Origin of the sequence: Hafnia alvei, assembly GCF_964063325.1 — a bacterium.
Classification (GTDB): Bacteria; Pseudomonadota; Gammaproteobacteria; order Enterobacterales; family Enterobacteriaceae; genus Hafnia; species Hafnia alvei_B.
On the sequence record NZ_OZ061315.1, the window covers coordinates 1,358,269 to 1,381,046 of the forward strand.

The window sequence follows — 22,778 nt, forward strand, 5'->3', positions numbered from 1 at the left end:
GAGCGATAACCATGTGGTATTTTGCCTGGATTTTAGGAACGCTTCTGGCTTGTTTCTTCGCTATCATCACTGCGATGGCGATTGAAAACAGCGAAGCCAAGGCAACGGCGAAAGACGCCGAGTAATGGCTAACTTATCTGATAAGCTCTATCAGATCATGGACAAGGGCCCATTACGGGCCCTTTCACTGGTTCTGGCATTAGTGGTGGCGTTTTGTGTTTTTTGGGACCCGTCGCGCTTTGCCGCAAAAACCAGTGAGCTTGAGATTTGGCAAGGGCTATTAATTATGTGGGCGGTTTGCGCTGGTGTGATACATGGCGTAGGTTTTCGTCCTTACCGCAGCCTGTGGAAAGCCGTATTTTCTCCATTGCCTGCGGTGATTATTCTACTGGCCGGTTTGTTACACTTCTTCAGTTAACGTCAAGAACGGTTAGTAATTCTTCAAAATAATTATGGGTCCATGATTGATCCATAATTATTTTCGTTCTCATCTACCTCCCCCATTCCCAACCCGTTTTCAAGTGAGTATAGTAACCGCGTTAATTTGCATTTCTGAGATGTAGAGTGAGTATTATGATGTTCCGATGGCCGGTACGTGTATATTACGAAGACACGGACGCCGGGGGCGTGGTTTATCACGCACGATACGTCGCTTTTTATGAAAGAGCGCGCACAGAGATGCTGCGCCAACATAATTTCAGTCAGCAACAATTGCTGAGTGAGCATGTCGCTTTTGCTGTCCGTCGCATGACGGTAGAGTATCTGTCGCCTGCACGTCTGGATGACATGCTGGAGGTAGAGACTGAGATTACCGCCATACGAGGGGCTTCTCTCACGTTTGCCCAACGTATCATCAATTCGCAAGGCAAAATTTTAAGCCAAGCTGATGTGTTGGTTGCATGCATCGATCAAAACCAAATGAAGCCTATTGCGCTTCCCAAGTCTATTGTCGCGGAGTTTAAGCAGTGACTGACATGAACATGTTCGATTTATTTTTGAAGGCGAGCCTGCTGGTAAAGCTTATCATGCTGGTTTTGGTGTGCTTCTCTATCGCCTCTTGGGCCATCATCATTCAGCGTACCCGCATCCTGAATGCGGCCACGCGTGATGCTGAAGCCTTCGAAGATAAATTCTGGTCGGGAATTGAGTTATCTCGTCTGTATCAGGAAAGCCAAACTCGCCGTGATAGCCTGACTGGCTCAGAGCAAATCTTCCATTCTGGTTTTAAAGAATTTGCTCGTTTACACCGTGTAAACAGCCACGCTGCGGACGGCGTGATTGAAGGCGCAACGCGTGCGATGCGCATTTCATTAAATCGCGAAGTTGAAGGTTTGGAAACGCATATCCCATTCTTGGGTACCGTCGGTTCAATCAGCCCGTATATCGGCCTGTTCGGTACCGTTTGGGGGATTATGCATGCCTTTATCGGTTTGGGTGCTGTTAAACAGGCAACCCTGCAAATGGTTGCTCCAGGTATTGCAGAAGCATTGATCGCAACGGCGATCGGTCTGTTTGCTGCAATCCCAGCGGTTATGGCCTACAACCGTCTGAATCAGCGTGTGAATAAGCTTGAACAGAATTACACCAATTTTATGGAAGAGTTCATTGCCATTCTGCACCGTCAGGCTTTTGCTACCGAATCTAAATAAGTAGGAGGTTAGCATGGCGAGATCAAGTGGCCGTCGCGAGCTCAAATCTGAAATTAACATCGTTCCATTACTGGACGTGTTATTAGTTCTGGTACTGATTTTTATGGCGACAGCGCCGATTATCACCCAGAGCGTTGAGGTTGATTTACCCGACGCAACGGATTCAAAAACGGTAAGCACCAACGACAATCCACCGGTTATCGTTGAAGTGTCTGGCATCGGCCAATATGCGGTTGTGGTTGATCATAATCGTATGGAACAGCTGCCAGCGGAGCAGGTTGTTGCGGAAGCGCAATCTCAGCTTAAAGCTAATCCAAAAACCGTATTTTTGATCGGTGGTGCTAAAGATGTACCTTATGACGAAATCATTAAGGCGCTGAATCTTTTGCATCAGGCAGGTGTAGCCTCTGTAGGCTTAATGACGCAGCCGATCTGATTGCGGTAAAAAAGCGTGAAATCCGTGTTGGAATTCCTGTACTAAAGCGCTAGCATGCAGCCTGTTTATAGGCTGCGTGTTGCATTTTGCGCAGAGGATATTTGGCACTTAATTTGTTTAACTGAGCTTTTGGAAACCGGCTCCGGGATACTGGCTCTTGGAAACTGAATCGTGGTAAAGGCATCTGAGAAAAACGATAAGCTAAATCGCTCTGTCATCGTTTCAATCATTTTGCATATTGTCCTGATAGCGTTATTAGTCTGGGGCTCAATGATGCAGGATTCAACGATAAGTGCTGGCGGCGGCGGTGGCGGCGGTTCTGCCATTGACGCAGTCATGGTTGATTCCGGTGCAATGGTTCAACAGTATAATGATCGCCAGCAACAGCAGCAAAGTGATGCGCGTCGCGCGGAACAGCAGCGTAAAAAACAAGCCGAAAAGCAGGCTGAAGAACTACAACAAAAACAGGCTGAGGAACAGCAGCGTCTAAAAGCGCTGGAAAAAGAGAGAATTCAGGCGCAGGAAGATGCTAAACAAGCTGCAGAAGACGCCAAACAGGCGGCTGAAGAAGCTAAAAAGCAGGCTGCGGAAGAAGTGAAAAAGGCAGCTGAAGACGCTAAGAAAGAGGCTGCTCTAGCAGCAGCTAAAGCGAAGCAGGAAGTTGCCAAAGAGGCGGCTGTTGCTGCTGCCGCTGCGAAGAAACAAGCGGAAGAAGAAGTGAAGAAAGCGGCAGCAGAGGCGAAGAAACAGGCCGAAGCTGAAGCGAAAAAACAAGCTGCAGCTGATGCTAAGAAAGCCGCTGAAGAAGCCAAAAAACAGGCTGCTGATGAGGCGAAGAAGGCGGCTGAAGACGCTAAGAAAGAAGCCGCAGCTGAAGCGAAAAAACAAGCCGCCGCGGATGCTAAGGCGAAAGCAGATACTGAAGCTAAAGCTGCAGCCGCTGCGAAAAAAGCCGCAGATGCCAAGAAAAAGGCCGATGCCGCCGCTGCTGCGAAATCAGCAGAAGGCGTTGACGATCTGTTTGATGGCCTTGCTGATGGCAAAAACGCGCCGAAAGGGGGGGGAGCCGCGGGTGCTGCGGGGACTTCCGGTAAAGCTGGTGCGGCAGGAAAAGGTAATAGCAAAACGAGTGGAGCTTCTGGCGCGGATATCAGTAACTACGCTGGACAGATTCAAGCGGCAATTGAAAGTAAGTTCCATACGGATCCGAGCTTTAGCGGCAAAGTATGTAACCTGCGTATTAAGCTCGCGTCGGATGGCATGTTGTTAAGCGTGACTTCTGAAGGTGGCGATCCTGCGCTTTGTCAGGCGGCGGTTGCAGCAGCGAGAATGGCGAAATATCCTAAGCCGCCAAGTGACGCCATTTACCAGATATTTAAAAATGCGCCCGTTGATTTTAAACCGAATTGATTTGACTAATTTTGTTTGAATAACAGTGCATTAGATAAAGCCAAAGTAAAGCAACATATAGTGAACGTAAAGTTTCGGAATTATATGATGGTTACACTGGGCAATATGTAGTTTTGTGTGCGTTGGTTTGTTAAAATTCTGCTAAATTATCGTGGCCATCGGGGTCAGATAAGGGAGATATGATGAAGCAGGCGTTTCGTGTAGCGATGGGGCTATTAATCCTGTGGGCCAGTGTGCTCCACGCGGAAGTCCGAATAGTGATTACTCAAGGTGTTGATACCGCTCGTCCGATCGGTGTAGTGCCTTTCAAATGGATGGGGCCGGGTTCTGCTCCTGAAGATATCGGTGGAATTGTCGCGGCTGACTTACGCAACAGCGGTAAATTCAACCCGATTGATACCAACCGTATGCCACAGCAGCCAACTACGGTTGCTGAAGTGACTCCGGCAGCGTGGACGGCATTGGGTATTGATGCGGTCGTAGTGGGTCAAGTTCAGCCAAGCGCAGATGGCGGCTATATGGTTTCTTATCAGATGGTTGATACCTCTGGTAACCCTGGCAGCGTTCTGTCTCAGAATCAGTACAAAGTGACCAAGCAGTGGTTACGCTATGCGGCACATACCAGCAGCGATGAAGTGTTTGAAAAGCTGACCGGTATTAAAGGCGCATTCCGCACCCGTATTGCTTACGTTGTGCAGACTAACGGCGGCCAGTTCCCTTATGAACTGCGCGTTGCTGACTACGATGGCTATAATCAGTTTGTTGTTCACCGTTCACCACAGCCATTGATGTCTCCGGCTTGGTCTCCAGACGGTAGCAAGCTGGCTTACGTGACTTTCGAAAGCGGCAAATCAGCGCTGGTGATTCAGACTCTGTCTAACGGTGCAATCCGTCAGGTAGCGTCATTCCCACGTCACAACGGTGCGCCATCGTTCTCTCCAGATGGTAGCAAGTTGGCGTTCGCGCTGTCTAAAACAGGTAGCTTGAACCTGTATGTTATGGATTTGGGCTCTGGCTCAATTCGTCAGGTCACTGATGGCCGTAGCAACAATACGGAGCCTTCATGGTTCCCGGATAGTCAAACTTTGGCATTTACATCTGACCAAGGTGGACGTCCACAAATCTATAAAGTGAACATTAATGGTGGTGCGCCTGAACGTCTGACCTGGGAAGGCTCTCAGAATCAGGATGGCGACGTAAGTTCTGACGGCAAGTTCCTTGTCATGGTTGGCACAAACGGCGGTTCACAGCACATCACTAAACTGGATCTCGGATCGAATGCGAATCAAGTTTTGACCAGCACGTTCCTAGACGAAACGCCGAGTATCGCGCCAAATGGTACCATGGTTATCTATAGTTCTACTCAAGGACTGGGTTCCGTGTTGCAGCTAGTCTCGACCGACGGGCGTTTCAAAGCGCGTCTTCCGGCAACCGATGGACAGGTGAAATTCCCTGCCTGGTCGCCGTATCTGTGATGCATGTATAAAAAGATATGTATAGCAAATTATAAAAGGATCAAAGAGATGCAACTGAACAAAGTTCTGAAGGGGCTGATGTTGGCACTGCCTATCATGGCTGTAGCTGCTTGTAGTTCACATAAAAATGCGAACGACGATCAATCAGCAATGGGTGCTGGCGCTGGTAACGGTATGGAAAACGGCAGCAGCAACCTGTCTTCTGAAGAACAGGCTCGTCTGCAGATGCAAGAACTCCAGAAAAACAACATCGTTTACTTCGGTCTGGACAAGTACGATGTGAGCTCTGACTACGCTCAGATGCTGGATGCGCATGCTGCTTTCCTGCGTAACAACCCATCTTACAAAGTGACCGTAGAAGGTCATGCGGATGAGCGCGGTACTCCTGAGTACAACATCGCCCTGGGCGAACGTCGTGCTAACGCAGTTAAGATGTACCTGCAAGGTAAAGGCGTAGGCGCTGATCAGATCTCTATCGTTTCTTACGGTAAAGAAAAACCAGCAGTACTGGGCCACGACGAAGCAGCCTATGCTAAAAACCGTCGTGCCGTACTGGTTTACTAATAGTTAGTAAGACGAGTATCGCATGAGCAGTAACTTCAGACTTCACTTGTTGAGTCTGTCGTTACTGGTTGGAATAGCGGCCCCTTGGGCCGCTATTGCCCAAGCCCCAATCAGTAGCGTCGGCTCCGGCTCGGTTGAAGACCGAGTCACTTCACTTGAGCGTATTACCAATGCTCAGGGTCAACTATTTTCTCAGCTTCAGCAGCAACTCTCCGATAACCAGCGCGACATCGACTCTCTTCGTGGTCAAATTCAAGAAAGTCAGTATCAGCTGAATCAGGTTGTTGAACGTCAAAAACAGATCCTCTTGCAGTTAGATAGCCAAGGTAGTGCTAATAGTAGTGCCAATACAGGTGCCGCAGCCGCAGATTCGGCCGCTTCAGCCTCTACGGGCTCTGACGCTTCTAGCACAGCGGCAACTGCAGCCCCTGCGGCGGACGCAGCGCCAGCCAGCAGTGGTGATGCCAACACGGATTACAACCGTGCGGTAGATTTGGTATTGGTGAAAAAGCAGAACGATCAGGCAATTACGGCCTTCCAAAGCTTTGTTAAGCAATATCCAGATTCGACCTATCAGCCAAATGCAAATTATTGGCTGGGGCAGCTGTTTTACAACAAAGGTAAAAAAGATGACTCGGCGTATTATTTTGCCGTAGTTGTTAAAAATTACCCTAAATCCCCGAAAGCGCCTGACGCGATGTACAAGGTTGGGGTGATCATGCAGGAGAAAGGGCAGGCCGATAAAGCCAAAGCCGTCTATCAGCAGGTCATTAAGCAGTACCCAACGAGCGATGCTGCGAAGCAGGCTCAAAAACGTATTGCTGCATCATAAGCGTATTTTCAGGCTCAGAAGTAGACGATTTGTTTAATTTATGGGCCTGAACGTACGAAGTGCAATCAATTGAACTGATTATTAAAATTTTTGGTTGCGCTGTCCTGATAAATGGGTAATATATGCCGCCGTTGCCCAGACAAACTGAAACAGAGTGATTCAGGCAACAATTTTTGAAATGGGTCGTTAGCTCAGTTGGTAGAGCAGTTGACTTTTAATCAATTGGTCGCAGGTTCGAATCCCGCACGACCCACCATTCAAAAATGATTTTGTTTTAAAGTAGCAAGCCAGATAAATAAATGGGTCGTTAGCTCAGTTGGTAGAGCAGTTGACTTTTAATCAATTGGTCGCAGGTTCGAATCCCGCACGACCCACCATTTATTTATTATGTTTGAGCATCAAACGGTTTTCTACTGAAGTAGCACTCTCGAATGGGTCGTTAGCTCAGTTGGTAGAGCAGTTGACTTTTAATCAATTGGTCGCAGGTTCGAATCCCGCACGACCCACCATTCGAAGAGAGTTACACTCCGCTACAGCGGGTCGTTAGCTCAGTTGGTAGAGCAGTTGACTTTTAATCAATTGGTCGCAGGTTCGAATCCCGCACGACCCACCATTTCTTTTAGTATCTCCATCGTTTCAAACAATCTAAATACACATAGAATGCACTTGTCGTGTGGGTGACAAAATTGTCGGGAACAATTTTGAACAACGCTTGCGACGACCCGAAGGGCGAGGCGTAGCCGAGTAATCCCGACCGAATATCACTTTAGTGCCATTTCTCACCAATACTAAACAATCTCACACTAACTTATTATTTTTAGCTTCAATTTGGCCTATCTCGACTAACTATGTTTAGTATACAAAACAAAAAGCTTAATTAGCACTCACCTGTGTTAATCATTTGTTGTATACTCGCCAAACAATCAATCCTCCAAGATGAGCTATAGCGCGATGTTTGACCCAAATGCTGCGGTATACCCTTTTCCACCCAAGCCAACACCGCTGGTTCCAGATGAAAAACGCTTCTACCGCGAGAAAATCAAAACGCTGCTTAAGCAACGTAATGCGGTTCTAGTCGCACATTATTACACTGACCCTGAAATACAGGCGCTGGCAGAAGAGACCGGTGGCTGCGTATCCGATTCGTTAGAGATGGCGCGCTTTGGTCGTGATCATCCTGCTACAACTTTGCTTGTCGCCGGTGTTCGCTTTATGGGGGAGACTGCAAAGATCCTCAGCCCTGAAAAGCAGGTATTAATGCCTACGCTTCAGGCGGAATGCTCGCTCGATCTTGGCTGCCCAGTTGATGAGTTTAGTGCATTCTGCGATGCGCACCCTGATCGAACCGTGGTGGTTTATGCCAATACGTCAGCGGCAGTGAAAGCGAGGGCCGATTGGGTTGTCACGTCCAGTATTGCGGTAGAGCTGATCGAATATCTGGATAGCTTGGGCGAAAAAATTATCTGGGCTCCCGATCGCCATTTAGGACGCTATGTTCAACGCCAAACCGGCGCGGATGTTCTGTGTTGGCAGGGGGCTTGCATTGTTCATGATGAGTTTAAAACCCAAGCATTAGAGCAAATGAAGCTGCTTTATCCTGATGCTGCCATTCTGGTTCACCCTGAATCACCTCAGAGTATCGTCGACATGGCTGATGCAGTCGGTTCGACCAGTCAACTGATTCAAGCTGCTCAGCGGCTGCCTAACCCACAGATGATAGTGGCGACGGACCGCGGAATTTTTTACAAAATGCAGCAGGCGTGCCCAGATAAAATTTTGTTAGAAGCACCAACTGCAGGTGAAGGCGCAACCTGTCGGACGTGTGCCCACTGCCCATGGATGGCGATGAATGGCCTTCAGGCGATTGCTACGGGGTTAGAACAGGGCGGGAGCATGCATGAAATCAATGTTGATGCCGCGTTGCGTGAGCGCGCTCTGATGCCTTTGGATCGCATGTTACAGTTTGCCAGCGATCTTAAGCTCAAAGTGAAAGGTAATGCCTAGGCGACGTTGTACCTAAACCACAGCTGCAAAATGTGAGTATTAACTATGGCCTGAGCACTGTGTCTCAGGCTTTTTTATGAATTTTTATTTACATGCTTTCCAAAAAAGAGCGAAACCCAAAATGCACTGCTATAGTTCATGCTTGCACTGTGATGGTGAGCACACACTCCGATTGGCAATTTCATGCCGTTAGACTATTTAGCGTGTCGATTTTTTCTGCCAGTATTCATTTTCTTAAACAGCGTTAATCCTGTTGGTTCTATTAAATAACTATTTTCTTTCGAAATGCGTTAGCGGGCTGCGTTTGGTGCAATTTGTGCAATATTTAAACTGACGTCATGTGATGTCGACGAATTCAGGAGCACATTTTGTCTCGAACAAACGTGGTACTTAACCCGCTAGAGTGTACTCAGCAGGCATTGAACTGGATTGAAAAAAAGTCGCTAACGCATGATGAAATGGTGGCTTTAAATAAAGAAGTCCTGAGCAATTTCAGGGAGTACGTTAATCCTGGTTTCTTGGAATATCGGAAATCAGTCACGGCAGGCGGGGATTACGGAGCCGTAGAATGGCAAGCGAGCGGTCTAAACACGCTTGTCGACACTCAGGGGAACGAGTATATCGATTGCTTGGGTGGATTCGGTATTTTTAATGTAGGGCACCGTAATCCAAAAGTCATATCCGCCGTAGAAAGTCAGCTGGCGAAGCAGCCGCTGCACAGCCAAGAACTCCTTGATCCACTACGTTCTATGTTGGCGAAAACCTTGGCGGCGATTACGCCGGGCGATCTCAAATATACGTTCTTCTGCAATAGCGGAACAGAATCCGTTGAGGCCGCGCTGAAGCTTGCTAAAGCGTATCAATCGCCACATGGTAAATATACTTTTGTCGCTGCGACCGGTGCGTTCCACGGTAAGTCGTTAGGCGCGCTGTCCGCAACCGCGAAGTCTATTTTCCGCCGTCCGTTTATGCCTTTGTTACCCGGTTTCCATCATGTTCCTTTTGGGGATATTGAAGCGCTATGTACCCAACTGCGTGAGTGCAAGAAGACCGGTGATGATGTAGCGGCTGTTCTGCTAGAGCCTATTCAAGGTGAAGGCGGGGTTATCTTGCCACCGAAAGGTTATTTACCGGCGGTAAGAGCGCTTTGTGACGAATATGGCGCATTGCTGATTTTCGACGAAGTGCAAACCGGCATGGGCCGCACTGGCAAGATGTTTGCCTGTGAGCATGAAAATGTCACTCCTGATATTTTGTGTCTCGCAAAAGCCCTTGGCGGCGGCGTGATGCCAATTGGTGCAACGGTGGCGAACGAAAAAGTCTTCTCTGTCTTGTTTGATAACCCGTTCCTACACACCACCACTTTCGGTGGCAATCCATTGTCCTGTGCCGCAGCGCTGGCGACCTTCAACGTGTTGTTAACTGAAGATCTCCCCGCGAAAGCAACCGAGCGTGGTCAGCAGCTAATGGATGGGTTCCGTCGTTTAGCCACGCAGTATCCTGAGTTTATGATGGAAGTGCGTGGACAGGGACTCATGCAGGCGATTGAGTTTATCAAAAGCGAAGTAGGCTATGCGTTTTCTCGTGAGATGTTCCAGCGCAATGTGTTGGTTGCAGGGACGTTGAATAACTCCAAGTCTATTCGTATAGAACCGCCGCTGACCATTACGGCAGAACAATGTAAGCAAGTGCTGACTCGCGCTGAAGAGGCGTTAAAAGCCATGCGTGCATTGAGTCCCACCCAGCAGCCAACGATGAGCGTGGCCTGATAGGGATGATATAACGATAAAAAAGGGAACCTCGAAGCGATATGGCGAGGTTCCCTTTTTTCATTTTGCTTCTTTCAACGATGTTTGTGATCGCTTACTTAGTCTGTGTGTTCGTGCGTGTGCCCGGTGGTATGCGAATGGCTATGTGAATGGCTATGTGAATGGGTATGTCCTGAAGGCATTTTCACATGAGTCATAAGATCACAGTCATGTTCCTCACAGCCGTTATATTCCATTTGAATGGTTGCGTGCCCAATCTGGTAATGTTCTGCAAGATAATGCTGAATCTGGTCTAAGAGCCCGTCATGATCGTGTGGCGGAATCACTCGTACGTGCAGCGTCATTAAGCGCTGTTCGCCAATTTGCCAAATGTGCACATGATGTACATTACGCACCTCGGGAAATGCATTGCATAGCGCTCGCTGTAGCTGCGGTACATCGACATCTTCTGGCGTACCTTCTAAAAGCTCGTTAGTGCTTTCTTTCAGCAAATTCCATGCGCTGTGTAGAACCAAACACGAGACCACGACGGAAAGAATAGGGTCAATGGGCGTCCATCCCGTCCACATGATGACCAGCGCCGCCACAATAGCGCCAACAGAGCCTAAAAGATCGCCCATAACGTGCAGCGCGGCAGCACGAACGTTGATGTTTCTCTCTTCAGAACCGTGATGAAGTAGCCAAAATGAGAGAATATTCGCCAGCAAACCCGCGATGGCGATGGCTAGCATCGTTCCGCCCATCACGGGCTCGGGTGACATAAAGCGTTTAACCGCTTCCCATACGATGATAAAAACAATCACCACCAACGCGGCGGCGTTAACGAACGCCGCAAGCGTGGTAAAACGCAGAAATCCAAATGAGTGTTTCAGGGTGGGTGAGCGAGCTGCAAAGCGTACGGCGATAACTGCAACAAACAAGGCCGCAGTGTCTGTTAGCATGTGCCCAGCATCGGCGAGTAAGGCTAATGAGCCTGAAATAAGCCCGCCGATAACTTCAACCACCATGAAGATGGCGGTGACAGCCAGAGCCAGTATCAAGCGCCGACTGTCGCTATTTTGTGGTGAGTGAGAGTGTTGATGAGCTGGCATCTTTTGTCCTTAATGCACTTCAGATTTTAACTATAGTTTAAGCACAGGACGACGGATACGGAACATGCTCCGATGTTTTTTACCTAAAGGAGCGTCAAAAATATTTTCCATCTATCTGCTTAATATGATCAATAGGGTTGCAAATGAATTGAAAATACAATGCAGTAATATAGGGAATAGTAATCCATTTTTGTAAATTCTGGCATAACATAATATGACGGAAAAAGTGAATAGTTCGATGAAGGTTGTGGGGGAGTTGTATTGAGTATGCACAAGGCTAAATAATATAGATGTCAATACGATCCCACAGATTTTTGCTTTAGGTCCCCACGAAAGAAATGCATTTAGAAGAAAACCACGAAATATAATCTCTTCATAAATAGGTGAGAAAAAACAAACGCAAATAGAGAGCAGAAAAAAAGAGAAGTTTGAGTAAGAGGTAATTGATTCAACCCAAACCTCTGGTTTGTCATAAAATACCGATACGAATCTCAATATGAAGATAAATAAGATAAAAAGCGCGGTGCTTTTAATGTCGACGCTGCCTTTTTTGATGTCTTTGTAGTGAATAGAGTATTTTTTTACGACAATGTAAGAAAATGGCAGCCAAAGTGCAAAGCTCATAAATGGAATAAGATATCCACTTTGATAGAGAGCTTTATAGTTACTAAGAAATAGTGAAATATAAGAAATAAAATACCAAAGTATAAAAATGCTAAAGCATATAAACGATTGAGTTATTTTATCTAATGTCTTGCTGTCCATTGCACTGTATTTCTCTATGATGTTTGTATCTGATTATAAATGCGGCGTGGAAAACTAAGCAAGCATCAAACCTGAAGCCGTAGCTGAATTATATATTAAGAATTTTATTAAAAATAATAATAATGAATGAGTGTGCTATAAATCTTTTGCACGACGGATTACTTGTAACATAATGAAACTATTTTATGCGGCAAAGGTTTTTATGTTAGGCAGAAATTTTGTTGCTGGGAGTCGTTTTAGTCCGGCTGTTGAATATCCACCTACGCTGATTAATGTGTTTAAAATCATCGTCAACGATGGCCCATGATGAAGATATGAGCGTGGTTGCTAGGCTGCGGTGGAGTTAAATCAAGAAATTGTTGAACAATGCCCGTTTACAATTGCCGCGTAAAACGGCTAGATTGGAGATTCGCCTATTAATCCCCTTCGACACCAACGGAATAGTTATGAATTACCAGAACGACGATTTACGCATTAAAGAAATTAAGGAACTCCTGCCACCTGTTGCCCTGTTAGAGAAGTTTCCGGCAACGGCGTTTGCAGCAGAGACGGTGTCGCAGGCCCGTGGTGCAATTCATCAAATCCTCAAAGGCAAAGACGATCGCCTGCTGGTGATTATCGGTCCATGCTCGATTCACGACATTGAAGCCGCCAAAGAATACGCGCAGCGCCTGCTTAAGCTGCGCCAAGAACTCGACGGTGAACTTGAGATTGTGATGCGTGTGTATTTTGAAAAACCACGCACCACCGTGGGCTGGAAGGGATTAATCAACGATCCGCATATGGACAGCAGCTATCAGATCAACGACGGTTTGCGTATTGCGCGTAAATTACTGCTGGATATTAATGATATCGGTATGCCAACGGCGGGTGAGTTCCTGGATATGATCACGCCACAGTATTTGGCGGATCTGATGAGCTGGGGCGCTATCGGCGCGCGTACTACGGAATCACAGGTGCACCGCGAATTGGCTTCAGGCTTATCTTGCCCTGTTGGATTTAAAAATGGCACCGACGGCACTATCAAAGTGGCTATTGATGCAATCAATGCGGCAAGCGCCGCGCATTGCTTCTTGTCGGTCACCAAATGGGGCCATTCTGCGATTGTGAACACCAGCGGTAACGGCGATTGCCATATTATTTTACGCGGTGGCAAAGAGCCGAACTACAGCGCTGCACACGTGCAGGAAGTGAAAGCGGGGCTGAAGAAAGCCGGTTTGTCCGAGCAGGTGATGATTGATTTCAGCCATGCAAATAGCAGTAAACAATTCAAAAAACAGCTGGAAGTCTGCACTGACGTTTGTCACCAGCTCGAAGCCGGTGATAAAGCTATTATGGGCGTGATGATCGAGAGTCATCTCGAAGAAGGTAACCAAAATCTAGAAGGCGCAGAGCCTTTGGTTTACGGCAAAAGCGTAACCGATGCCTGTATTGGTTGGGATGATACTGAAACGGTACTGCGCCAATTAGCTCGAGCTGTGAAAGCGCGTCGCGGTTAATTTCGTTTTTATAAAAAAGCCCACTTCATGGAGTGGGCTTTTTACTAGAGAAAATCCGATACTAATTTTTACTGCTGCTGTTCCATTTCTTGTGCTAAATCGCTTTTAACCTGTGCTTTTTGTTCTGGTGTTAAGATTTTGCTCAAATTAAAGAAATACTGCATACGATAGTAGCGAGCCTGCTCTTGTGCTTTACCGAAAGCTGCAATTTGCTTCTTAACGGCAGTTTCATCCCATTTGCCTGAATCGATTATATTGATAAGCAGGCCATTCTGAATGTCTTTAGTATCAATAGAGGCCATTTTTTTATCTGTTTCAGCACGCAGGGCTTTGATTTTATCCACCTGAGATGAATTTAAATGCAGATGCTGGATCATTGGATCTTGCTGAGCCTCAGGTTGAGTGCTCGCGTTAGTATTGCTGGATGCTAATGCGAGACCGGAAAAAACAAGCGCTGAAGCCGCAAGAGTTAATTTAGAAAATTTGTTCATCAATGTAATTCCATAAAGTGAGAAAAGGACTTAATCCGAATAACTGTAAACCATTTATTAATTAGTGTTGTAATGAAGTGTGTGAACTCGTAAACATAGAATATTTAATTATGTATTTTTTGAGTTTATTGATTGTGTGAATTTTCGCAATTATTCACGGCTTGCTAGTTGTAAGAAAAAAGCGCCCGAAGGCGCTTATTAATAAAAAATACGAAGGCAATTATTTCGCTTTGCCTTGGTTAGCCACCGCAGCGGCTTTGGCGGCAATTTCATCTGCATCGCCAAGATAGTAACGTTTTAAAGGCTTAAGATTTTCATCAAACTCATAAACTAACGGTACGCCGGTTGGAATATTCAGCTCAAGAATTTCATCTTCGCTTAGATTATCTAAATATTTAACCAATGCACGCAGAGAATTACCGTGCGCTGCAATAATGACGCGCTCACCGCTTGCAATGCGTGGCTTAATCACATCGGTCCAATAAGGGATAACACGGTCAATAGTGGTGGCTAAGCTTTCGGTCACCGGCAGTTCCTGTTCGCTGAGTTTGGCGTAGCGAGGGTCATGACCAGGATAACGCTCATCTTCTTTGGTTAACTCAGGAGGTGTAACGGCAAAACCACGACGCCATAGTTTGACCTGATCGTCGCCATATTTTTGTGCTGTTTCAGCCTTGTTCAGCCCTTGCAACGCACCGTAATGACGTTCGTTCAGCTTCCATGATTTTTCGACCGGCAGCCATTGTTGTTCCAGCTCATCCAGCACATTCCACAATGTATGGATCGCACGTTTCAGTACCGATGTGTAGGCGAAATCAAAAGCAAAACCTTGTTCTTTTAAAAGCTTACCCGCCGATTTTGCCTCGGAACGTCCTTTGTCAGAAAGCTCAACATCCGTCCAGCCAGTGAAGCGGTTTTCTTTGTTCCACTCGCTTTCACCGTGTCGCACCAAAACTAATTTAGTCACAGCCATGGGTAAACTCCTAAGCGTAATTTATTAAATGATAACTATTATCATTATATTGCCATCGTGCAGCAAACAGCAATAGCTGAGTCTAAACATAGCTAATTTCTGCGCGTATGTGTATGTGTTCAGTGGGGGATTCGTGCGAGATGTTATACGTTATGTATATAGGTTTATGGGAAAACAGGCTCGCGTCTTCCCATAACGTGAAAGACGCGAGTCAGAGTGCAGAATTATTTTTTCTTCAAGCAGTCGCTCATGAAGGTTTTACGCTCGCCTTCTTTAAAGGTTTTGCCTTTGGCTTCCGCGTTACAGGTTTTCATTTTCTGCTGCTGTGGCGTTAGCGTGGTGGCGGTTGGGTTAGTTTCCGCTTTTAAACAGGTGCTCATAAAGGTTTTACGAGCATCACCGCTCAATGACTGGCTGCTTGCCTGCTGGCTACAGTCGGTCATTTTCTTTTGTTGAGCAAGCTGCTTCGCCGAAGGGGCCTTTACTGCTTTAGCATCTGTAGATGCCGGATCTGCCGCTAAAGCACTGCCAGCCAGCAGTAAACCCGCCATTAAAGGGAGAATCTTGCGCATGAACATAAATGTTTCCTTATTTGCCGAAATGTCGCTCTTTAGATGAATTTTTACTGATCCATTCATTTACGTAATAAGCGTAGATGGCAAATAGCAGAAATGGAATGAGACTTTTATAAAAAGCGCTTTAAAACAGAGAGAAACGGATAAATCTCAGAAGAATAAACAAAAAAAACACAGCCGGGATAGGCTGTGTTTTGACTTCAAGCGTTAATTTTAATGTGGTTGCTTGGGCTCCTCTGTAACCGGATGAAGCAACAAATACACCGCTGGTATGACTAACATCGATAACAGCGGGGCGCTGACCATCCCGCCAATCATTGGCGCCGCAATGCGCTGCATAACTTCTGACCCCGTTCCGCCTCCCCACATAATCGGTAATAAGCCCGCCATAATGGTGGCTACCGTCATCACTTTTGGTCGCACACGCAGCACCGCGCCTTCGTGCAACGCTGCCAGCATTTGCTGACGTGTGAGCGGCTGATTGCCTTGCTGATGTTTGGCTACTGCGTGGTTGAGGTACAGCAGCATAATGACGCCAAACTCTGCCGACACCCCCGCCAGTGCGATAAAGCCCACGGCTCCGGCGACCGAAAGGTTATAGCCCAATAAATAGAGCAGCCAAACGCCGCCGATTAAAGCAAAGGGCAGGGTACCCATAATCAGTAAAGCATCACGAATTTTGCCGAAGGTGATATAGAGCAGCACGAAGATGATCATCAGCGTTAACGGTAAAACCATCTGCAATTTGGCGCTAGCGCGTTCCATATACTCAAACTGTCCTGACCAACTTAGAGAAACGCCTTCGGGCAATTTTACCTGTTCAGCCACGGCTTTTTGCATATCTTCCACCGCTGATTTCAAATCGCGCCCGCGCAGATCAACGTATACCCAATCTGATAAGCGCGCATTCTCGCTTTTTAACATCGGTGGACCTTCGCTGATCCTCACTTCAGCTAAATCTCCCAGCGTAATCTGAGCGCCGCTCGCCGTGACCACCGGCAGCGCGCGTAGTTTTTCGACCGAATCGCGCACTTCTCGTGGATAGCGAATATTGATAGGAAAACGTTCGCGACCTTCAATGGTTTCACCAATATTTTCACCGCCGACAACGCTTGAAACCAGAGACTGAAGCTCTTTTACCGTGACGCCATAGCGAGCGGCTGCGGTGCGGTTAATATCAATATCGATGTAGCGCCCACCGGTCATGCGCTCGGCCAAAGCCGACGTGACGCCGGGTACTTTTTGCACCACACGTTCGATCTGCTCAGCCACTTCGCCGATCTGCTGCAAGTTGTTGCCGTTGACCTTGATGCCCACCGGGCTTTTGATCCCCGTAGACAGCATATCTAAACGATTACGGATCGGCGGTACCCAGATATTGGCGATGCCGGGAACCTGTACGCGAGCATCCAGTTCGGCAATCAGTTTGTCCATCGTCATCCCCGCGCGCCATTGGTCACGAGGTTTGAAGCGAATGGTGGTTTCCAACATGGTGAGCGGGGCGGGATCGGTTGCTGTATCCGCTCGGCCTGCTTTGCCAAATACGGTATCAACTTCAGGCACGGTTTTGATCAGGCGGTCGGTGAGCTGTAACAGTCGGCTGGCTTCGCGTGCTGAAATACCGGGCAATGCGGAAGGCATATACAATAAATCGCCTTCGTCCAGCGACGGCATAAACTCGCTGCCTAAGCGGCTTAAAGGATACGCCGTTGCCAGCAGCAGCGCAGCGGCAATCACCAACGTAGTTTTTGGGCGTGCCAACACCCAATCTAATAACGGGTGATAGGCTTTAATCAGCCAGCGGTTTATTGGGTTGGCATTTTCATCCGGTATTTTTCCACGAATAAAATAGCCCATCAGCACGGGGACGAGCGTAATCCCCAAACCGGCAGAAACCGCCATGGCATAGGTTTTCGTGAACGCCAGCGGGGAGAACATTTTCCCTTCCTGCGCCTCAAGTGCAAACACGGGAATAAAGGACAGCGTAATAATTAATAAGCTACAAAATAGCGCAGGACCCACTTCGACTGCGGCTTTCTCGGCGATCTTCCAATATTCTGCATTGTTTGGCGTACGGTTTTCATGGTCGTGTCGCCACTGTTCCAGCACCTTATGCATGTTTTCGATCATCACGATCGCCGCATCCACCATCGCCCCAATGGCGATCGCGATCCCGCCGAGTGACATAATATTGGCGTTGACCCCCTGATAATGCATGATCACAAATGCGCCGAGTATTCCCAGCGGCAGGCTGATCATTGCCACCAGCGCCGAACGAAAATGGAACAGGAAAAGAGCGCAGATAACGGCGACTACCACGAACTCTTCCAGCAGCTTATGTGAAAGGGTTTCGATGGCGCGTTCAATGAGCTGAGAGCGATCGTAAGTGGTGACGATCTGCACGCCCGGCGGTAGACTTTTTTGCAACTGGTTCAGTTTGTCTTTTACCGCGTTGATGGTCTCTAAGGCATTTTTCCCCGAACGCATCACGATGATACCGCCAGCGACTTCGCCTTCACCGTTAAGCTCGGCAACGCCGCGGCGCATCTCCGGCCCTAAACGCAGCGTTGCCACATCCGAGAGCATCACGGGAACGCCATTACGGCTGGCGATAACTACGTTGCGGAAATCATCCAAGGATTGCAGATAACCGGAGGTGCGAACCATATACCCTGCTTCGCCAAGTTCTAAAACCGAGCCACCGCCTTCCTGATTTGCCGCCTTAATGGCCGCCGTTATTTGCTCATGCGTGATGTTAAGCGCACGCATTTTTTCTGGCTGCAAAACGACCTGATATTGACGCACCATGCCGCCCACGCTGGCAACTTCTGATACGTTCGGCACCGTTTTTAATTCATACTTCAGCGTCCAATCTTGTAATGCGCGAAGATCGGCCAAACTGTACTTTCCGGTGGTATCCGTGAGCGCATATTCATATACCCAGCCAACGCCGGTGGCATCGGGGCCGAGAGAGGCTTTAGCCTCAGGCGGCAGCGTTGACTGTACTTGGCTGAGATATTCGAGAACGCGCGAGCGTGCCCAGTATGGGTCGGTGCCGTCGTCAAAAAGCACATATACATAGGAGTCACCAAACATCGAAAAACCGCGCACGGTTTTTGCACCAGGCACCGAAAGCATGGTGGTAGTGAGTGGATAGGTCACTAAATTTTCGACCACCTGCGGAGCTTTACCAGGATAGCTGACACGGATAATCACCTGTGTATCAGAGAGATCGGGCAGTGCGTCCAAAGGCGCTTTTTGTACTGCCCACAGCCCCCAGACGGCTAAACCGATAGCCGCCAGCAATACCAACAGACGGTTTTTGAGCGACCAGCGAATAACGGCGGCAATCATGGTCGACCTCCCGACATGTCCATGTTCATGTCTGCGGGCATGATGTGGCGGATGACAATCCCGCTGTCATCCATGCTGAAGCTAAAACTGACATGCGATCCCGCTTGAATACCTTCGGGGAGCTTGCCGCCTGGCAGGGTGAAATCCATAGTCATGGGCCCCCATTTCAAAGCCGGAATAGCTTCGTGGCTGATCGTTAAGCTCTCGCCAGTCATCGCTTTAATCACGCCCGTGGTGGAGTATTGGGTCTCCTCCGGTTCTTGCTTGGTTTGAGCTTCAGTAGACGTTTTCGCCTCGCTAAACTGCGGCAGCGCGTTACGCAGGCTGGCTTCAGAATCCAGCATAAATTGGCCGGATGTTACGACCGGCTGGCCTTCTTTAAGACCGTCTAAGATCTCAATCCAATCGCCTTGGGCCTCGCCGGTACGCACCGCCACCGGTGTGAAATGCCCATTGCCATCGCTGAGCAGCACATGGCTGTTTTCACCGGTGGTAATTAATGCGGATTGCGGAATTGCCAAGGCACTGCGTTGGTGATTGCTGGCGCTAGCAACGTTTAAATACATCCCCGGTTTGAGTTGCTGCTGGGGATTGCTGAGCTCAATGCGGGCTTTCAGGTTGCGGGTGGTGGCATCGAGCTCGGGTAATAGTTCGCTCACGCGCCCATCAAAACTGACGCTAGGCCATGCGCTGCTGGTGGTGGTAACGCGATCGCCCAAACGGATCCTCTCGGCCTGCGACTGCGGATAGTCAATAACCACCCAAACCGGATCGAGGCTTGCCAATTCAAATAGCGGCTGAGCGGTGGCAACCTGCTGTCCCTCACGCACTTCCAGTTTAGAAACATAGCCACTGCGCGGTGCGGTGATGGTCATCCGTGGCTGTACTTTGCCGCTACGTTCTACGGCTTGGATAACGCTCTCGGGCATAAACTGTAGTGCTAAGCGTTGACGGGCCGCCTGCGTTAGCGCCGAATCGCCCACGGCGCGGATAGCCAGATACTCCTGCTGAGCGCTGCTCCAGCTAGGGTTCCAGATAACGGCCAGCGTTTCACCGGCTTTAACGCTTTGCTGTAGCGCTCTCACCTTCAGCTGTTCGATAACGCCCGCGCTGGGCGCAGAGAGCGTGCTTAGCGTGCGTTCGTTAACGGCGACGGAGCCATAGGCTTTCAGGTTGCTGCTAAACGTATGACGCTCGGCGGGTGCCGTTTTAATGCCGAGATTTTGCTGCTGGCGAGCGCTAATGCTGACGCCGGTATCCGATTCCTGTCCTGATTCGCTGGCATAGCGTGGTACAAGCTCCATGTCCATAAACGGAGATTTACCCGGTTTATCAAATCGCTGGCCGGGCACCATCGGATCGTACCAGTACAGCACTTTGCGTCCCGCTTCGGCGGTCTGTTTGGTGGGGACTGCACCATGGGTTTGTTGGGATTGTGAACCTAATTTGTATCCGCCCCAGCCCACAGCAAGTAAGGCAATGACAATGGCGCTAAGGGTAAATTTGTTATTCATTGGGCAAACTCCTGCGGGATGAGATAGCGGATCGAGGCCCAAATTTTGGCCATTTCACGTTCAGCCGCGACGGATGCCAACTCGCTTTCTAACAGGGAGCGGCGACCACTCATTACCTCGGCTAAGGAGCTGCTGCCGGAACGATACTGTGCTTCTAGCAGACGGATTTTTTGTTGCTGTAGCGGCACGATTTCCTGCTGCTGGCGCTGCCAGCGGCTTTGGGCGGCCTGATACTGAGCGATTAACGTATCTAACTGAGCACGGTGATCGCGCTGGAGTAATGTAAGCTGGTCGTTTGCTTCCATGCTGCGGGAAACTTCGGCGGCGTAGTCTTTATCCTGACGTTTAGATTTAAACAGCGGGAGGTCGACGGTAAACATCACGCCCGCCATATCTTCGTAGTCGTCCCCGCGCTTGGCGTAATAGACCTCAACGCCGACGTCCGGGATTGCAGCCAGTGCGGTTTGCTCGGAACGAGCATGCGCAACGTCTGATTCACGCTTGGCCTGTAGGACTTCAGGATGCTCATCGATAGCCTGAATTAAAACATCGCGCTCGGCGGGTAAGCGCTGATAACGCGGCAGCGAGCCCGCGGTTCGCACATCGTTTTCGCCGGTCAACTGCATCAGACGCGCCTGAGCAACCTGAACATCGCGGTTGGCATCGGTGACGAGATCCTGCATGGCGGCGAGCGTGAGTCTTGCATCAATCGCGCTGCTCGGCGCGCTGCCGTTGGCCACGCTGGCATTTTGCAAAGGAACCTGACGCTGGCCTTCACTCACCAATTTTTTCGCCTGCTCTTCGCTGCGTTGCGCCAAGGCCAGATCGAGCCACGCTTGCGCGGTGTCACGCTGGAGCTGAGCGCGGATCGCGAGCGAATTGGCCGCCGTTTTTGCGGCTTCAGCGCGTAAGGTGTCTGCTTTACGTTCGCGTTTTTCGCTGCTGACGTAGTCCTGCATGATCCCTATACGCTGCATGGTCATCCCTTCACGCGTGAGACGACGACCGTTGTCCCCGCCGACGGGGACGTTTTCGATGCCAAATTTTAATTTTGGATCGGGAAGTTGCGTGGCAGAGTCAGCCATGTTTTCCAGTGCATTAACCTGATGTTGGTTTGCCGAGAGCGCTGCGGAATATTTCTGTGCAGCGTTCAGGGCTTCATCCAAACTCAGGCTTGCCGCCTGTGAGGCGGCAGGCAGGAAAAACATCGCCGCCAGCCACGCCGCAATGCGGCGCTGCTTTCGGTTTTGCATGATGTTTCTCCGTTACTGAGCTGGGGTGATTTCAGTTAATTGATAACCGGATTCGGTTTGGATAAAGCTGAAATTCACCTTGCTGCCCACCGCCAGTGGCTTGATGACAGAAGAAGAGGGCAGCGCAAAGGTCATGGTCATGGCAGGCCAATGCAGTTCAGGGATCGGGGAGTGCGTTAATGTGACGCCGCTTGCTTGGTTCCAGCTTTTTACCACGCCGGTAGCGCGGTAAGACGTTGCCGTTGATTCATGATGCGGCATGTCGCTCACGTTATGCATCGCGCTCATGTCGTGATCGCTGTTGGCCATAGTTGGCGTAGCGAAAGCAAAGGCAGAAAGAACAGCGGCGGTAGCGAATAGGGTACGGATGTTTTGGATGTAAGACATAAAATTAACTCCTGTAAAAATAACGAAAACCCGCTGCGCATAGGCGAAGCCACGCAGCAAAATCGAATAAAGGTTTTACGTCAGGAGTTACTCTCTAAAGCGGCAAAAGCGTATTTCGGCTGGAGGGCCGATAGAAGGGGGCTGGCGCCATTCCGTATCGCAAGGTAGTTCCACAGCGGCTATATCAATAGCAGCAAGTTCAGAACTCACTGGGATCGCGTGCAGCGTTAGCTGGGCTTCACCATTGTCTTGTTTCATGCTGTCAGGAGAGCAGTGCTTTTCACACATGGTTTCCGACACTTGCATGTGATGCGCCACAACGTCGGGCGCGCCTTGCATATGCGTGATGTGCTGCACCATTGGCGCAGGGCCATCAACGTTCATGTTGCATTGATGTCCAGCGATGGCGAGCTGTGCGTTAAGCAGCGTCCAACAAGCAACCAATACAATCGCCCACACGTTTTTCACGCGTAGATTATGCATTCGTTGCTGTAGCTTGCTGCTCATAAACATGGAAATTGACAGTCACCCTAAATGAAACGGCTTTCAGTGTAGCGTTTAGCATTGTGCGCTCACAAGGAATGATGGGTAAAGAACTGTCAGGAGAAGATATTTCGGGTAATCAGGGAGTTGATTTAACTTTTTGGTTACTGAAGTGATACAAATTCGCGTCAATTTTATTTGACTGAGGTGCAAGATTAGATACGCCTAGGACGTTGAGCTCTGCATTTTCACTG

22 protein-coding genes and 4 tRNA genes are annotated in these 22,778 nt (G+C 48.8%); 16 read left to right on the plus strand and 10 right to left on the minus strand.

Annotated features, from left to right (window positions below):
• The first annotated feature begins 11 nt into the window (after positions 1 to 11).
• The 15 genes from cydX to ygjG all read left to right on the plus strand — a co-directional run bounded on the left by cydX (position 12) and on the right by ygjG (position 10,139).
• Positions 12 to 125, plus strand: coding sequence for a cytochrome bd-I oxidase subunit CydX (cydX, locus tag AB3Y96_RS06430; RefSeq protein ID WP_020303871.1), 114 nt, complete (start codon positions 12 to 14; stop codon positions 123 to 125).
• A complete protein-coding gene (gene ybgE / locus AB3Y96_RS06435; RefSeq protein WP_025800715.1) occupies positions 125 to 418 on the plus strand; it encodes a cyd operon protein YbgE in 294 nt (97 codons plus the stop codon). The genes cydX and ybgE overlap by 1 nt, the downstream gene beginning before the upstream one ends.
• A 146-nt stretch (positions 419 to 564) precedes the next feature.
• The gene (gene ybgC / locus AB3Y96_RS06440) at positions 565 to 969 is read left to right on the plus strand and encodes a tol-pal system-associated acyl-CoA thioesterase (protein ID WP_122974894.1); all 405 of its coding nucleotides are present in this window, start codon (positions 565 to 567) and stop codon (positions 967 to 969) included.
• The gene (gene tolQ / locus AB3Y96_RS06445) at positions 966 to 1,649 is read left to right on the plus strand and encodes a Tol-Pal system protein TolQ (RefSeq protein WP_004096608.1); all 684 of its coding nucleotides are present in this window, start codon (positions 966 to 968) and stop codon (positions 1,647 to 1,649) included. The genes ybgC and tolQ overlap by 4 nt, the downstream gene beginning before the upstream one ends.
• 13 nt (positions 1,650 to 1,662) lie before the next feature.
• Complete coding sequence (gene tolR, locus AB3Y96_RS06450) at positions 1,663 to 2,085, plus strand: colicin uptake protein TolR (protein ID WP_004096609.1); 423 nt, start codon at positions 1,663 to 1,665, stop codon at positions 2,083 to 2,085.
• Positions 2,086 to 2,256: 171 nt separating this feature from the next.
• Positions 2,257 to 3,495, plus strand: coding sequence for a cell envelope integrity protein TolA (gene tolA, locus AB3Y96_RS06455; RefSeq protein ID WP_168780209.1), 1,239 nt, complete (start codon positions 2,257 to 2,259; stop codon positions 3,493 to 3,495).
• Positions 3,496 to 3,677: 182 nt separating this feature from the next.
• Entirely contained in the window at positions 3,678 to 4,970 is a 1,293-nt protein-coding gene (gene tolB, locus AB3Y96_RS06460; protein WP_367300282.1) for a Tol-Pal system beta propeller repeat protein TolB, read from the plus strand.
• A 48-nt stretch (positions 4,971 to 5,018) separates the two neighbouring features.
• Entirely contained in the window at positions 5,019 to 5,534 is a 516-nt protein-coding gene (gene pal, locus AB3Y96_RS06465; RefSeq protein ID WP_025800719.1) for a peptidoglycan-associated lipoprotein Pal, read from the plus strand.
• A gap of 22 nt (positions 5,535 to 5,556) precedes the next feature.
• The gene (cpoB, locus tag AB3Y96_RS06470; RefSeq protein WP_072308435.1) at positions 5,557 to 6,366 is read left to right on the plus strand and encodes a cell division protein CpoB; all 810 of its coding nucleotides are present in this window, start codon (positions 5,557 to 5,559) and stop codon (positions 6,364 to 6,366) included.
• Positions 6,367 to 6,546: 180 nt separating this feature from the next.
• Positions 6,547 to 6,622: transfer RNA gene (locus AB3Y96_RS06475), tRNA-Lys, on the plus strand.
• A 45-nt stretch (positions 6,623 to 6,667) separates the two neighbouring features.
• Positions 6,668 to 6,743 (plus strand) — tRNA-Lys (locus AB3Y96_RS06480).
• Positions 6,744 to 6,799: 56 nt separating this feature from the next.
• A tRNA-Lys gene (locus tag AB3Y96_RS06485) sits at positions 6,800 to 6,875 on the plus strand.
• A gap of 28 nt (positions 6,876 to 6,903) precedes the next feature.
• Positions 6,904 to 6,979: transfer RNA gene (locus AB3Y96_RS06490), tRNA-Lys, on the plus strand.
• 323 nt (positions 6,980 to 7,302) lie between these two features.
• Complete coding sequence (gene nadA / locus AB3Y96_RS06495) at positions 7,303 to 8,370, plus strand: quinolinate synthase NadA (protein WP_367298762.1); 1,068 nt, start codon at positions 7,303 to 7,305, stop codon at positions 8,368 to 8,370.
• Positions 8,371 to 8,738: 368 nt separating this feature from the next.
• Positions 8,739 to 10,139, plus strand: coding sequence for a putrescine aminotransferase (ygjG, locus tag AB3Y96_RS06500; RefSeq protein ID WP_367298763.1), 1,401 nt, complete (start codon positions 8,739 to 8,741; stop codon positions 10,137 to 10,139).
• Positions 10,140 to 10,237: 98 nt separating this feature from the next.
• Here ygjG and zitB read toward each other — a convergent pair whose 3' ends face one another.
• Positions 10,238 to 11,230 carry a CDF family zinc transporter ZitB gene (zitB, locus tag AB3Y96_RS06505; RefSeq protein WP_367298764.1) on the minus strand — a complete coding sequence of 331 codons (993 nt, stop codon included), beginning with the start codon at positions 11,228 to 11,230 and terminating at the stop codon, positions 10,238 to 10,240.
• 111 nt (positions 11,231 to 11,341) lie between these two features.
• Positions 11,342 to 11,995: a lysostaphin resistance A-like protein gene (locus tag AB3Y96_RS06510; RefSeq protein ID WP_367298765.1), complete on the minus strand. Its 654-nt coding sequence runs from the start codon at positions 11,993 to 11,995 to the stop codon at positions 11,342 to 11,344.
• A gap of 446 nt (positions 11,996 to 12,441) precedes the next feature.
• Here AB3Y96_RS06510 and aroG point away from each other — a divergent pair, with 446 nt between their 5' ends.
• Entirely contained in the window at positions 12,442 to 13,494 is a 1,053-nt protein-coding gene (gene aroG / locus AB3Y96_RS06515; protein ID WP_072308046.1) for a 3-deoxy-7-phosphoheptulonate synthase AroG, read from the plus strand.
• 68 nt (positions 13,495 to 13,562) lie between these two features.
• Here aroG and AB3Y96_RS06520 read toward each other — a convergent pair whose 3' ends face one another.
• From AB3Y96_RS06520 to AB3Y96_RS06555, 8 genes are all read right to left on the minus strand, one after another.
• Positions 13,563 to 13,985, minus strand: a complete 423-nt coding sequence (locus tag AB3Y96_RS06520; protein ID WP_367298766.1) for a Spy/CpxP family protein refolding chaperone — start codon at positions 13,983 to 13,985, stop codon at positions 13,563 to 13,565.
• A 220-nt stretch (positions 13,986 to 14,205) separates the two neighbouring features.
• Positions 14,206 to 14,958, minus strand: coding sequence for a 2,3-diphosphoglycerate-dependent phosphoglycerate mutase (gpmA, locus tag AB3Y96_RS06525; RefSeq protein WP_367298767.1), 753 nt, complete (start codon positions 14,956 to 14,958; stop codon positions 14,206 to 14,208).
• 224 nt (positions 14,959 to 15,182) lie between these two features.
• Positions 15,183 to 15,536, minus strand: a complete 354-nt coding sequence (locus AB3Y96_RS06530) for a PsiF family protein (protein WP_367298768.1) — start codon at positions 15,534 to 15,536, stop codon at positions 15,183 to 15,185.
• Between the two features lie 210 nt (positions 15,537 to 15,746).
• Positions 15,747 to 18,887: an efflux RND transporter permease subunit gene (locus tag AB3Y96_RS06535; protein WP_367298769.1), complete on the minus strand. Its 3,141-nt coding sequence runs from the start codon at positions 18,885 to 18,887 to the stop codon at positions 15,747 to 15,749.
• On the minus strand, positions 18,884 to 20,401 hold the full coding sequence (locus AB3Y96_RS06540) for an efflux RND transporter periplasmic adaptor subunit (RefSeq protein WP_367298770.1): 1,518 nt from the start codon (positions 20,399 to 20,401) through the stop codon (positions 18,884 to 18,886). Before AB3Y96_RS06540 ends, AB3Y96_RS06535 begins: the two co-directional genes overlap by 4 nt.
• Positions 20,398 to 21,654, minus strand: coding sequence for a TolC family protein (locus AB3Y96_RS06545; protein ID WP_367298771.1), 1,257 nt, complete (start codon positions 21,652 to 21,654; stop codon positions 20,398 to 20,400). Before AB3Y96_RS06545 ends, AB3Y96_RS06540 begins: the two co-directional genes overlap by 4 nt.
• Positions 21,655 to 21,666: 12 nt before the next feature.
• Positions 21,667 to 22,041, minus strand: coding sequence for a copper-binding protein (locus tag AB3Y96_RS06550; protein ID WP_367298772.1), 375 nt, complete (start codon positions 22,039 to 22,041; stop codon positions 21,667 to 21,669).
• Positions 22,042 to 22,128: 87 nt separating this feature from the next.
• On the minus strand, positions 22,129 to 22,554 hold the full coding sequence (locus AB3Y96_RS06555; RefSeq protein WP_072308054.1) for a hypothetical protein: 426 nt from the start codon (positions 22,552 to 22,554) through the stop codon (positions 22,129 to 22,131).
• Positions 22,555 to 22,778 lie beyond the last annotated feature (224 nt).